The 12,906-nt window shown below is 66.8% G+C and carries 12 protein-coding genes; 8 read left to right on the top strand and 4 right to left on the bottom strand.

The annotated features are described in order from the left end of the window. Positions 1-59 precede the first annotated feature (59 nt). Together adh and D7316_RS17540 are read left to right on the top strand one after the other, a co-directional pair. A complete protein-coding gene (gene adh, locus D7316_RS17545; RefSeq protein WP_124709393.1) occupies positions 60-1,583 on the top strand; it encodes an aldehyde dehydrogenase in 1,524 nt (507 codons plus the stop codon). Positions 1,584-1,601: 18 nt separating this feature from the next. After that, positions 1,602-2,024 carry a DUF779 domain-containing protein gene (locus D7316_RS17540; protein WP_124709392.1) on the top strand — a complete coding sequence of 141 codons (423 nt, stop codon included), beginning with the start codon at positions 1,602-1,604 and terminating at the stop codon, positions 2,022-2,024. Positions 2,025-2,173: 149 nt separating this feature from the next. Here the strand turns inward: D7316_RS17540 and D7316_RS17535 are convergent, their stop codons facing one another. After that, a complete protein-coding gene (locus D7316_RS17535) occupies positions 2,174-3,037 on the bottom strand; it encodes a PIG-L family deacetylase (protein ID WP_124709391.1) in 864 nt (287 codons plus the stop codon). 216 nt (positions 3,038-3,253) lie between these two features. On the opposite strand from D7316_RS17535, the gene D7316_RS17530 reads away from it, so the two are divergent. After that, positions 3,254-3,799: a hypothetical protein gene (locus D7316_RS17530; protein WP_124709390.1), complete on the top strand. Its 546-nt coding sequence runs from the start codon at positions 3,254-3,256 to the stop codon at positions 3,797-3,799. After that, complete coding sequence (locus D7316_RS17525; protein ID WP_124709389.1) at positions 3,799-4,041, top strand: hypothetical protein; 243 nt, start codon at positions 3,799-3,801, stop codon at positions 4,039-4,041. The genes D7316_RS17530 and D7316_RS17525 overlap by 1 nt, the downstream gene beginning before the upstream one ends. On the opposite strand, the gene D7316_RS17520 is transcribed toward D7316_RS17525, so the two are convergent. Beyond that, complete coding sequence (locus tag D7316_RS17520; RefSeq protein ID WP_124711414.1) at positions 4,022-5,227, bottom strand: MFS transporter; 1,206 nt, start codon at positions 5,225-5,227, stop codon at positions 4,022-4,024. The two genes, D7316_RS17525 and D7316_RS17520, sit on opposite strands and share 20 nt — an antisense overlap. Positions 5,228-5,322: 95 nt before the next feature. Between D7316_RS17520 and D7316_RS17515 the strand changes: the two genes are divergently transcribed. From D7316_RS17515 to D7316_RS17505, 3 genes are all read left to right on the top strand, one after another. Beyond that, positions 5,323-6,186 (top strand): LysR family transcriptional regulator, encoded by an 864-nt coding sequence (locus tag D7316_RS17515; protein WP_197718257.1) that lies wholly within the window; start codon positions 5,323-5,325, stop codon positions 6,184-6,186. Between the two features lie 368 nt (positions 6,187-6,554). After that, positions 6,555-7,070: a hypothetical protein gene (locus D7316_RS17510; protein WP_408610019.1), complete on the top strand. Its 516-nt coding sequence runs from the start codon at positions 6,555-6,557 to the stop codon at positions 7,068-7,070. 315 nt (positions 7,071-7,385) lie between these two features. Then, positions 7,386-8,732, top strand: coding sequence for a carboxylesterase family protein (locus D7316_RS17505; RefSeq protein WP_124709386.1), 1,347 nt, complete (start codon positions 7,386-7,388; stop codon positions 8,730-8,732). A gap of 22 nt (positions 8,733-8,754) precedes the next feature. Here D7316_RS17505 and D7316_RS17500 read toward each other — a convergent pair whose 3' ends face one another. Further along, positions 8,755-10,023: a sensor histidine kinase gene (locus D7316_RS17500; protein ID WP_124709385.1), complete on the bottom strand. Its 1,269-nt coding sequence runs from the start codon at positions 10,021-10,023 to the stop codon at positions 8,755-8,757. After that, positions 10,007-10,645 carry a response regulator gene (locus tag D7316_RS17495; protein WP_124709384.1) on the bottom strand — a complete coding sequence of 213 codons (639 nt, stop codon included), beginning with the start codon at positions 10,643-10,645 and terminating at the stop codon, positions 10,007-10,009. Before D7316_RS17495 ends, D7316_RS17500 begins: the two co-directional genes overlap by 17 nt. A gap of 65 nt (positions 10,646-10,710) precedes the next feature. Here D7316_RS17495 and D7316_RS17490 point away from each other — a divergent pair, with 65 nt between their 5' ends. Continuing rightward, positions 10,711-12,897, top strand: coding sequence for a DUF2254 domain-containing protein (locus tag D7316_RS17490; RefSeq protein ID WP_124709383.1), 2,187 nt, complete (start codon positions 10,711-10,713; stop codon positions 12,895-12,897). Positions 12,898-12,906: the final 9 nt, after the last annotated feature.

Genomic DNA, 12,906 nt, shown 5'->3' with positions numbered 1-12,906 from the left:
TCGCGTGGTGCGTGTGACACCCCTGACACCTCAATCGGAACAACTCTGAGGAGCACGACATGACCGTCTACGCAAAGCCGGGCACCGACGGATCGGTGATGAGCTTTGAGTCCCGTTACGACAACTGGATCGGCGGGCAGTGGACGCCGCCGGTGAAGGGCCAGTACTTCGAGAACCCCTCCCCGGTGGACGGCAAGACCTTCTGCGAGGTCGCCCGGTCGACCGCCGAGGACATCGAATTGGCGCTCGACGCCGCCCACAAGGCCGCGCCGCAGTGGGGCAAGGTCTCCGTCGCCGAGCGATCCCTGATCCTGCTGCGCATCGCGGACCGCATCGAGGAGAACCTCGAGAAGATCGCCGTCGCCGAGACCTGGGACAACGGCAAGGCCGTTCGCGAGACCCTCGCCGCCGACATCCCCCTCGCCGTCGATCACTTCCGCTACTTCGCCGGTGCGCTGCGTGCGCAGGAGGGTTCGATCTCCGAGATCGACGAGGACACCGTCGCCTACCACTTCCACGAGCCGCTCGGCGTCGTCGGACAGATCATCCCGTGGAACTTCCCGATCCTGATGGCTGTGTGGAAGCTCGCTCCGGCACTCGCCGCGGGCAACGCGGTGGTGCTGAAGCCGGCCGAGCAGACCCCGGCGTCGATCCTGTACCTCGCGGGACTGATCTCCGACCTGCTCCCGGCGGGCGTGCTGAACATCGTCAACGGTTTCGGTGTCGAGGCCGGCAAGCCGTTGGCGTCGAGCAACCGCATCCGCAAGATCGCGTTCACCGGTGAGACCACCACCGGCCGTCTCATCGCGCAGTACGCCTCGGAGAACCTGATCCCGGTCACCCTGGAACTCGGCGGCAAGAGCCCCAACATCTTCTTCGAGGACGTGTTGTCCAAGGACGACGGCTTCCTGAACCGCGCACTCGAGGGGTTCACGATGTTCGCGCTGAACCAGGGCGAGGTCTGCACCTGCCCGAGCCGCTCGCTGATCCAGGAGACCATCTACGACGACTTCATCGGAAAGGCGATCGACCGGGTCAGCCAGATCAAGCAGGGCAACCCGCTGGACACCGACACGATGATGGGTGCGCAGGCGTCCAACGATCAGTTCGAGAAGATCAGCTCGTACCTCGCCATCGGCAAGGAGGAGGGCGCCAAGGTGCTCATCGGTGGCGAGCCCGCCGACCTGGGCGGCGACCTGTCCGGCGGCTACTACATCAAGCCGACGGTCTTCGACGGACACAACAAGATGCGGATCTTCCAGGAGGAGATCTTCGGCCCCGTGCTCGCCGTGACCACCTTCAAGGACTATGCGGACGCCATCCACATCGCCAACGACACCCTCTACGGGTTGGGCGCGGGCGTGTGGAGCCGCGACGGCGCGACCGCCTACCGCGCGGGCCGTGAGATCCAGGCCGGTCGGGTGTGGACGAACACCTACCACGACTACCCGGCACACGCGGCGTTCGGCGGCTACAAGCAGTCGGGCATCGGCCGCGAGAACCACCTGATGATGCTGGAGCACTACCAGCAGACGAAGAACCTGCTGGTTGGATACGCTCAGAACGCCAAGGGTTTCTTCTGATCCGAAGAGGTGCAACAGATGACCACCGAACAAACGATCCCTGATCGGGTGGTCGCCACAGACGCCGCCGTGCAGCTCCTGACGAAATTGTCGGAGCTGCACGGCGGACTCATGATCCACCAGTCCGGTGGATGCTGTGACGGCTCGGCCCCCATGTGCTATCCGGTCGGCGAATACCGCATCGGTCAGCGCGATGTCCTCGTCGGCGAGATCGGGCTGCCGGACCCGCTTCCCGACGTTCGCGTCTGGATCAACGGCGATCAGTTCGAGCTGTGGAAACACACCCAGCTGATCCTCGACGTCGTCAAGGGCCGCGGCGCCGGCTTCAGTCTCGAAGCGCCGGAAGGCGTTCGGTTCCTCTCGCGGTCGCGGGTGTTCGACGAGGCCGAGAATGCCTGGCTCGACGCCTGCCCGCCGCGGGTGGGGTCGGATTTCGGCTGAGCCATAGGAGGTTTCGATACGCCGCCTCGCCTGGCGGCTCGGCGGCTACTCAACCAGCGGTCAAGTCGCCCTACCGCTGATCGAGTAGACGACGAACCCCAAACCGCTGATCGAGTAGACGACGAACGAAGTGAGGAGTCGTATCGAGATCACCCGACACCCGACACCGCATCGAGCCACCAGCCGCGAACCATGCCGGCCGGTCGGCCGGGTTCGATGTAGTGCTCGGTGCCGAAGGCGAACGGGAACGCCTCGACGGGGATCTCGAGCAACTGCCGGACGTCGCTCTGACTGGCGTGACAGGCGAGCGCCTCGCGTTTGGCCAGCACGTCGTCGCCCAGGTCCACCGCCCAGTGCAACTCGGCCTCGGGAGTACCGATGGGGTTGCCGTCGTCGCCGCTGGTGTCCGGGTCGAAGCCCTCCATGCCCATCTCGGTCATGAGTACGAACAACTGCCGCATCAGATCTCGATTCATGGTGACCTCGAGGTAGCGGGGGCGGCGTGCGGAGATCTCCACCGCGGCGAGCGTCGTGCGGTGCAGCATGATGTGATCCGGGTGGCCGTACCCGCCGTGCCAGTCGTAGCCGACGACGACGTCGGCGTCCTCCTCGTCGAAAAGATCCGCCAGTCGGCGGGCCGCCTCGTCGGGGTCGGCGCGCGAGAAGATGCCATCGGCGTGATTGCGTGCCCATCCGGTCATCCCGGAGTCGGAGTATCCCAGCCACGCCACCCGCGCCGTGCCGGTGATTGCCGCCGAGGCCTCCGCCTCCGCGCGTCGTCGACTGGCGATCGTCTCGCCGGGCGCCAGGTCGTCGGGCACGTCGCCGGGCTCGATCTCCCCGTCGGCCCGCTCGCCCGGATCGATTTCCCCGTCGCTACGCTCGCCCGGATCGCCGTCGGTGCAGTAGACGACAACCACCCGGTGCCCTTCGCGCGATGCGCGGATCATGCTGCCCGCCGTGGCCGTGCCCTCGTCGTCGGGATGGGCATGGACGAAAACGATTGTGCTCACGGCGTAGATCATGTCATCGGGCGCGGCGCCGACGCCCCTCGTGGCCGTGAATGTTCCCGGGGTCGGTCACCGAAACGATCGACCGGATGAATGATGCCATCCACCCGAGGTGCTCGTTACCGTGATCCGCAGACGACCGGTGATCGACCGGTTGCCGGGGTGGAACATCGAAAGTGACTCCGCCACGCAGCTTCTCGTCCGGACAGGTGACTCGTGATGACTCGTCGTGCAGTCGTTCTCCTTTTTGTTCTGGTGGGTCTGGTGTTCTCCGGCTCGCCGACGATCGCCGCGGTTGCCGACGCCGCACCGTCGTCGTCCTGCGCGGCCCAAGCGCGATCGATCCAGGCCCGGATACAGGCACACAATGCCAAGCCCCACGTGTTCCGGGTGCCGCAGCAACAGGCCCAGGCGAACGCGTACAACGCCGAGGCGGCAGCTCTGCGGGCCGAGCAGGCTCAGTGGCGGGCACGCTGTATGGCGGTCGCTCCGCCGAAGCAGCGACCCGCATTGCCGCCGGCAGCGCCCAAGAGGATCACCGGATACACCGAGCATGGCCAGGCCAACCGTCTCAACAGGAATGGACATGGCGTGAATGATGGCGCGTTGCAGGACGCAGTCCACAATCCCGTTCGCGTGGTCCGGCAGTCGGGTCCGTACGGCACGACCTTCCGCTACGACGGCCGCAACGCGACAGTCGTACTGAACAGTCAAGGCAAGGTCGTGACATGCTGGCCGCGTAACCGGGCAGGATGGAGGCAGTGATGCGTTTCCTGGAACCCTTCAGCGACGATCAGAGAGCGCGTATCCGGGCGAGCGTGCTGGCGCATGCCGGCGCAGAGGCCGCGGCAGAGCTCGAGACGCGCACCGACCCCGATCAGGCATATGCCGAAGGCATCATCGATCTCCTCGGCAACGACGTCACCGTGCGTCCGGACGGAACGCCGGAAGGTGACGCCGACTCGGTGATATCCACGATCGAGGCGATCACCGAGCACTGGACCTGAACACCACCAGTCCCATGCCGACGAGCACCAGCACGCCGACATAGCCCGCCACACCGGCCCAGCCGAACGACGAGAAGGCCAGTCCGCCAAGCGCTCCCACGACCGAGCTGCCGAGATAGTAGTGGAACAGATAGAGCGACGACGCTTCCGCGCGGTGGTCCGTGGCGCGTGCCGAGACCCAGCCGCTGGCAACGGAGTGGGCGGCGAAGAAGCCGGCGGTGAACAGGAACATGCCGACGAGGATCGTGGGCAACCAATCCGGGACGGTCAGTCCAAGGCCGGCGAGCATGATGAGCACGGATGCGACGAGCACGCCCCGACGGCCCATCCGGTCGGCCAGGCGACCCGCGTAGGTGGCGGAGAACGTGCCGGCCAGATACATGAGGAACACGGTCGCGACGACAGCCTCGCTGAGGTCGAAGGGGTGCTCCAGCAGGCGGTATCCGAGGAAGTTGTAGACCGTGACGAACCCGCCCATCAGCACGAACGCGACGATGAACAGCGGCAGCAACGCGGGATCGCGCAGGTGATCGCGGAGATTGCGCAATGTCGTCGTCGGCGACACGTGCTGCGCGGTGAAGAATCGCGACGCCGGAACCGTCTTCCAGAAAACGAGCGCGAACGCCAGGGAAACGAGGCACGCGATCTCCAGCGCCCACTGCCACGACACCAGGTCGACGGCGAACCCGGGGATGAGTCGCCCGGTCAGGCCGCCGATCGTCGTGCCCGCGACGTACCGGCCCATCGCGGTGCCGAGGGAGCGTCCGTCGACCTCCTCCGCGAGATAGGCCATCGCGACAGCGGGCACCCCGGCGCAGAGCACGCCCTGCAGCGCCCGTCCGGCGAGCATCACCTCGATCGTCGGCGACCAGGGCAGCAGGATGCCGATCAGGGACGCGGCGACCGCGGAGATCACCATCACGCGAACACGCCCGAATCGTTCGGAGAGGACGCTCGCGGGAATGATCGCGACCGCCAGGAATCCGGTCGTCAACGACACCGCGAGCGCGGAGGTGGTCGGGGAGATGCCGAAATGGTCCGAGAGTTGCGGCAGCAGTGCCTGTACGTAGTACAGCGCCATGAAGGTCGTCATGCCCGCGGCGAACAGCGCGACCGTCGCGCGTCGATATCCCGCCGAAACCGGGAGGTGGCGGGCCGTCGGTGTGGTGGTGGCCGTCGTCGTCATTGCGCTCAAGCGTCACACCGCAACCGCTGTTGCTCAAAATGAATCGATGTGTGACAGATCATTCATAAATGAATAACTGCAGATAGGATGATGTGATGCACCACGAACTCGACTGGTTCATCGCCATCGCGGAAGCCGAGAACCTGACCGCGGCCGGTGAGCAGGTGCACGTCTCGCAGCCGACGCTGTCGCGGTTCGTCGGCCGGCTCGAACACGATCTCGGGGTCGACTTGTTCGAACGGCACGGCCGGCGTCTGGTGCTCAACCGGTTCGGCCGGGTCTATCTCGAGCGGGCGCGTCGCGCACGGGCCCAACTCGATGCCGCCCGCCGCGAGGTCGACGAGATGCGCAGGCCCGCACAGGGGATGGTGCGGCTGGCGTTCCTGCACTCCTTCGGAGTCACGCTGGTGCCGGATCTGATCCGACGGTTCCGCGACCAGAATCCGCAGGCGCGGTTCACGCTGACCCAGGATGCCGCGGCGACGGTCGTCGACCACGTCGCCGACGGGGACGCCGACCTCGCCATCGTGTCGCCCCGCCCGATGCGAACCGACATGGCCTGGTTCGCCATCGCCGAGCAGGAACTCGCACTGGTGGTGCCGCGCGGACACCGGTTCGCCGACCGCACGACGATCGGCCTCGCGGAGGCAGCCGATGAGGAGTTCATCGTCATGGAACGCGGATTCGGCATGCGGCGGATCTTCGACGAACTGTGCGCCGCCGCCGACATCGCCCCGGCGATCACGTTCTCGTCGGCCGAGTTGTCGACGATCACGGGTCTCGTCGGTGCCGGTCTGGGCGTCGGTGTCGTCCCCGTGGACGATGCGGTCCGTGCTCGCGATGTCGCGCTGGTCCCGTTGACCGGCGAATCCCGGGAGATCGGCCTCACGTGGTTTCGGCCGCAGCCGTTGTCCGAGGCGGCGGAGCGGTTCCGGGATTTCGTGGTCGCATCGCGCTGACCTCGCCCGCCTCGATTTCGGGGTCGTAACCGAGGTCGGATTCTCCGAATGAATATTTCCTAATATCATCTGTTCATTTGTGATGTCGATGCCGAATTCTTTTCGAACAGGGTGGATACCCTTCGATCAATTTGTTAGTTTCGTGTGGTTATCCACCAACAAACGAGATGGGGGCAAGAATCCGTATGCGACGAAATGTCATTCGTGGAATTGTTGTCGGAGCAGCCCTGGGCGCAGCGTCCTTCGCGGTGCCGACGGTGGCCACGGCGGCTCCGGTGTCGGAGGGCAATTGTGCCCGAGTGTCCACTCCTACCAGCGCAAATGGGTGGGGAAACACGTTCTCGGACGAGCGGGGCCAGGCCGGTAAGGTGACGGAGACCAAGGTCGTCGACGACGACGGGTCGCTCGGTTTCACCACCACCGCCGAAACCCCACGTCAGGCGTCGTATCACGCCGCCGGAAAGGTGCCGCTGGCTGATATCGCCAACAAGCCGCTCACATTCGAGAAGACCGGCGGAAATGCGAACTGGCAAATCCGTGTGACCGGCGCGGATACGGGTCAGAGTGACGGATTCGCGACACTTGTCTGGTCTGCACCCGAGGGCGCCGGCAAGGCGGATGCCAGTACGTCGAACCAGTGGTGGGCCACCCGCGACCTGCCCGGGATCACCCGTGGCACAAACGCCACCCTCGCGCAGCTCATCGCGGCCGCCAACACCGGTGGGAAGAAGACCGTGGTCGATCACTACGGCATCTCCAGCCAGCCGAACGAGAAGGCCGGCAAGGTGAACGTCGACAACGTCTCGTTCAACGGCTGCACGACGAACTTCGCGGCGACCGGCGCAGGCGGTGCCTTCGGTTCCCTGGAATCGCTCGTGCCCTGATCCCCCGCGGTCACCACCGCAGATCGAGCCCGCGACCTCACGAGGTCGCGGGCTCGGCGTCGTTCTGGCGCCGGCAGTGACTCGAATCCCCGCCCAGGGGAGGAGGGCGGGGATTCGATGAAGGGGAGTGACTGTTCGGTTCTGCTCGATATGTTCTCCAATCTTCGTTCCGGCGACACCCATGACTCTGCCCTGGGTCGGTGACAGGGGAACTCCACCGACCGGTTGATCCGCAGGTTGATGCGGGTGTCCCCCGATCAGTGGACGTGGTGGTTGACTGGATCCTCAGCGAGCAGCCGTAGGCGAAGGAGCACCATGACCGAGACCCACGTCGACACCGTCACATTCGAGTGCCCGGCGGGCACCGTCGTCGGCCGAGTGGATGGTGCGGTGATCCGCGCGACCGGGATCCGCTACGCGCGTGCCGGTCGCTTCGAGATACCGACGCCGGAGCCCGCCTCGACGGAACCGATCGACGCGACGATGTGGTCGCCCGCATGTCCACAGAACGAGTCCGACAATCTGCTGCGAGATCAGCTCGGCGATGCCGCGCTCGGCGATCTCACGGGCGACGAGGACTGTCTGAGGGTCTCGGTCACCAGGCCCATCGACCGTGACCCCGACGAGGAGCTGCCGGTCATGGTGTGGATTCACGGGGGCTCCTACGTGCTGGGTGCCGCGGATGCGCCGTGTCACGATCCGGCGAATCTCGTTGCCGAACAACGGATCGTGGTCGTGTCGGTCGGCTATCGGCTCGGGCTGTTCGGCTTCGTCGGCGACGGGGTCAACCGTCCGGCGAATCTGGGCCTGTTGGACATGATCGAGGCGCTGCGGTGGGTGCGGCGGAACGTCGCGGCGTTCGGCGGCGACCCCGACTCCGTCACCGTGTTCGGCGAGTCCGCCGGGGCGGATGCCGCCGCGCATCTGATGATCGCCGACGGCACCGAGGGATTGTTCCGGCGGGTGATCATGCAAAGCGCCCCACTGGGACTCGCGCGCGGTCGTGCGGGCATGTGCGCGGCGATGGTCGACGCGACGCGGCAGATCGACTCGACCACACCCGTCGACGAGGTCTTGGCGACGCAGAGTGCGTTGGCCCGCAACCCCGCCCTGCTCCGCCACGGCCGGGGCGCACTGATGGCGTTCGGCACGCAGTACGGTCACGCACCTCTTCCGGCCGAGGACCAGGTCGACACCGCGTGGGAGCATCGAGCCGCCGACGTGGAGATCCTCGTCGGCTGGAACGCCCGCGAGGCGGCGTTCTTCACCGCAGGTATCTCGCTACTGGGTGGACTGCAGAAGATCCCGATCGCCGGGCCCGCCCTCTACGAGTTGATCGTGCGGGGTGTCACCAAAGCGGTCTACACCAGTGCCGCAGACGAATTCATCCGGCGTCACCGACGAGTCGGCGGACTCGCGGCGCGCTACGTCCTGGAATGGGGAGTGCCGGGCAATCCCTTGCGCGCGGCACACACCGTGGACATCCCGCTGCTCTTCGGTGATCAGACGACGTGGGACGGGGCCCCGGTTCTGGTCGGGCACAAGTGGTCCGAGGTGGAGCAGAACGGGCGCCGGCTGCGCAGGCTGTGGGCCGGCTTCGCGCGGGATGGGTGGACGTCGCCTGCCGACGTCCCGGGGTTGATCAGGTTCGGCCGCGACTGAGGCCGGTTCGTCACAGCTATAGCTACAGCTTGGGCTGGGGCACAGGTACCTCCGCGATCGCGACGGTACCGCCGGCGGGGTGGGGTGCGATGGTGAGTGTTCCGCCCTGCCCCTCGAGCCGGACACGTCGGGACGCGAGGCCGATATGACCGCCGGCCACCCGACCGGTGAGTTGTTCGGGGTCGACACCGATGCCGTCGTCGACCACCACCACCCGGCCGCGGCCCTCGTCGACCTCCGCGGTCAGCTGCACCGACGTCGCCTGCGCGTGCTTCACCACATTCGTCAACAACTCGCGCGCCGCGGCGAACAGGACGGGATCGACCGTCGTCCGGAGATTGTCGGGCCAGCCCACGGTGTCGACGGAGATGCTGAACGCGCCTCGTCGTTCGATCGAGTCGGCGAGGTCGGTGAGCGCGACCGCAAGGCCGGCCTGCTCCAGCACGGCCGGGTGGAGCTCCCCGAGCGTCGAGCGCAGGAGGCGGGCGGACTCGCGGAGTGCCTCGTCGATCCGCTGGACGACCTCGGGATCGGGGCTCGCGTCGGCGAGCCCGGCCAGTTCCTGACGTGCGCCGAGCACGTACTGCAGGGCGCCGTCGTGCAGGTGTTCGGCGAGGTCGCGACGCTCGCGGTGCTCGATCTGCATGACGTCGTCGAGCAGCCGGCTGCGTTCGGCGGCCAGCGATCCGATGGTCACCACGCGGGAGCGCTGGAGGCGGGACAGCAGCACCGCGCCGAGCGCGAGTACCGCGATGACAAAGGTGCTCAGCGCGATCACCGTCCACGGCCGTCCGTTGGGGACGCGGGCGATGACGTTCGCGACGAAGTAGACCACGACTGTCGGCGCCACCACGGCGGCGCACACCATGGGGCGCATGCTGATCGCGGCGATCATCGGCACGAGTGCGAAGCCGGTGACCAGAACGTCTGCGGTCCAACTGATCTGGTCCGACTCGCTGGCCACCGCGGTCACCGCGACGAGGACCAGGAGATCGACGAACAGGGTGAGCCAGGAGAACCGGATGGCGAGGATACCGGCCCGCGGTGCGAGGATGACGCCCAGCACACACCACGCCACGTACGCCGCGGCGATCGCGATGCAGATCGGTGCGTTGTACACGGGCGGTTCGAGGGACACCGACAACAGGACGAACACAGAGAGCAGCAGACGCAACAGCACCTGAATCCGGATGCCCTGCAACGCGTGATCGATCAGGATCGTGTCGATGCGCTGTTCGTCGGCGAGTTCGGCCAGCCCCAGCAGGGGCGCCGGGCTACTCGAGGAGGCCACGACGCATCGCCTCGGCGACCGCGGCCGCGCGGTCGGAGACGCCGAGCTTCTCGTACAGACGCTGGGTGTGCGTCTTGACCGTCGACGCACCGATGTAGAGCTCGGCGGCGACCTGCGGGATCGACTGGCCGCGAGCGAAGCCCGTCAGCACCTGACGCTCGCGTTCACTGAGGGCAGGTGCATCCGACTGCGACCGGACGCGGATCTCGCCGACGAGCCCGGCGGCGAGTTCGGGCGGGACGACGGTCTCCCCCTTGGCCACGCGGGTCACCGCGCCCACGATCTCGTCCCGATCGGCGTCCTTGGACAGATAGCCCGACGCCCCTTCCTCCAGCGCGCGGAAGACGATCGGGCCGTCGGTGACGGCAGACAGCAGCAGCACCTTGGTGGGCAACCCGTCCCGGGCCACCGCATGTGCCACATCGACACCGGTCATTCCCGGCATCTGATAGTCGACGACAGCGACGTCGGGCTGTTCGCGGCGGATCACCTCGAGCCCTTCGGCACCGTCGCCGGCCTCGCCGACGACCCGGACGCGGCCACTCTGGGTGAGGCCACGTGAAACACCGTCTCGGAAGAACGGGTGATCGTCGACCACCACCACGGTCACCAGGGCATCCACCGGCTCAGGATAGGGCCACCGCGGAGTCCGTGACGGCAGAACTCGCAGCGCAGTAGGGTCGCACCATGGCGCGATGGTTCGATCAGACGATCGTCGACACAGGTCGGCTTCCGCTGTTCTTCCTGCTCGTCGCGTTCGTGCTGACGTTCTTGTTCATCCGCTTCAGCGTGCGGATGATCCGCGCCGAGGTCAGTTGGTGGCCGGGCAACGTGACTCCCGGCGGTGTGCACATGCACCACGAGTTCTTCGGTGTGCTGCTCATGCTCATCTCCGGGTTCTCCTTCGTGGCCCTGGCGACCTTCGAGACGCCGATCGCGAATTGTGTTCTGGCGTCGTTGTTCGGTATCGGCTGCGCCCTCGTGCTCGACGAGTTCGCGCTGATCCTGCACCTGCGGGACGTGTACTGGGAAGAAGAGGGCCGGTCCTCGATCGACGCGGTGTTCGTCGCGATCGGAGTCGGCCTGCTGTTCCTGATGGGCTTGCGGCCGATCGGGTTCGGCGAGGTCACCGAATACCGGGAGGCCGGCGACAACACCACCCGGGTGGTGGTCCTGGTGCTGCTGGTGATCGTCGTGTCCCTCGCGATCATCACCTTGCTGAAGGGCAAACTGTGGACCGGACTCATCGGGTTGTTCATCACCCCGCTTCTGTTCTTCGGCGCCATCCGGATCGCGCGACCGCGCTCCCCGTGGGCGCGATGGCGGTACACGAAGCGGCCGGGCAAGATGGCCAAGTCGATCCGCCGCGAGCAGCGGTACCGGGAACCGGTGGTGCGCTGGAAGATCGTGGTCCAGGAGGCGGTGGCCGGACGGTTCGGTGTGCCCGAACCGACTGCGACCGCCGCCGCGCTGCCCGCGGTCGCCATGGTCGACCACGGGGCCGTGCCGGCGCCGAGCGCACCCAATCGCATTGCGGCAGCGCTGCGGTGGCGTCGCACCCGGCGCGAACTCCGCCGCGACCCGCCGTGGCGTCTGCCCACGGTGATGGTGACGGTGGCCATCATCGCGGGACTCGTCGCCGTCGGACTGGATGACAATTTCGGCACCTACGAACTCGACGCCGGCACCACCGCGACGTTGCTCGGCGTCATCGCTGGAGCGATGGCCACGCTCACCGGCCTGGTGTTCACCGCGGTGACCCTCGCCATGCAGTTCGGCGCCTCGCAGATCTCGATCCGGGTGATCCCGATGCTGCAGCAGGACGGGGTGATGCGGGCCTCGATCGGTCTGTTCCTGTCCACCTTCGCGTTCACCGTGATTGTCGCCGTCGACCTCGCGACCGTCGCCGATGAAGAAGTCGCGCCGGTCATCTCGACGACGATCGCCATCTTCCTCACCCTTGTCAGCACGTTCATGTTCATCGTGCTGGTCGGCAAGGTCGGGAGCATCCTGAACTCGTCACAATTGCTGCGCTGGATCGAATCCGAAGGTCGGGCGGCGGTCTACCGCCTGTACCCCGACGTCATGCCGGAGAGCCGAACGTCGTTCCCGGTCCACGGCGGAGAGGTGGACGAGGATCAGCGGCCGGTGAGCCTGGTCGTGACGTTGCGCGACACCCCGACCAGGGGGCGAGTGCTGCTGGCCATCGACCTCGTGCGCATCCAGCGCCTGGCGATCCGGTGGAACGTCCGCGTCGATCTGCTCGTCGGTATCGGTGACTATGTGCCGCACAACGCCGGCGTCTTCGAGATCATCGGCGACCATCGGGACGTCCGCACACACCAACTCCTGACGTGCCTGCTGTTCGGCGACACGCATCGCCCGTCGGTGAGCCCCGCGGCAGCGCTGCAGGCGATCTCGGATGTGGCGCTCAAGGCGCTGTCGCCGGCCATCAACGACCCGAGCCGGGCGGTCCAGGCGCTTGATCACTCCGAGGATCTGCTGCTGTTGCTCGGGCCGCGGGTCCGCGCCGACGAACACGACAACAGCCTCACGATGATCGGCGGTTACCGGCGCACCTGGGGCGACTACGTGGGCATCGCAACCGATCAGATCCGTCATTACAGTCGGAGTTCCATCCAGGTGCAGCGACGGTTGCGCGCCCTGCTGGAGACGCTGATGGAGCAATGCCCCGACGATCAGCACGAGCCGCTCCGCGAACGGTTGACCGCGCTCGACGCCGCGGTCGACCGTGACTGGGTGACCCCGCTGGACCGGCGGCTCGCCGAGGCGGCCGACCGGCAGGGCTACGGGTCGGAGGCCGGGCGGATCCGGCGTCGGCGGTTGCGGATCAATACGAAGGCGGGGGACTGAGCACACGCC

Origin of the sequence: Gordonia insulae (assembly GCF_003855095.1) — a bacterium.
GTDB lineage: Bacteria > Actinomycetota > Actinomycetes > Mycobacteriales > Mycobacteriaceae > Gordonia > Gordonia insulae.
The sequence above is the reverse complement of the archived record's forward strand: the minus strand, read 5'-3'. Positions and strand labels throughout refer to the sequence as shown.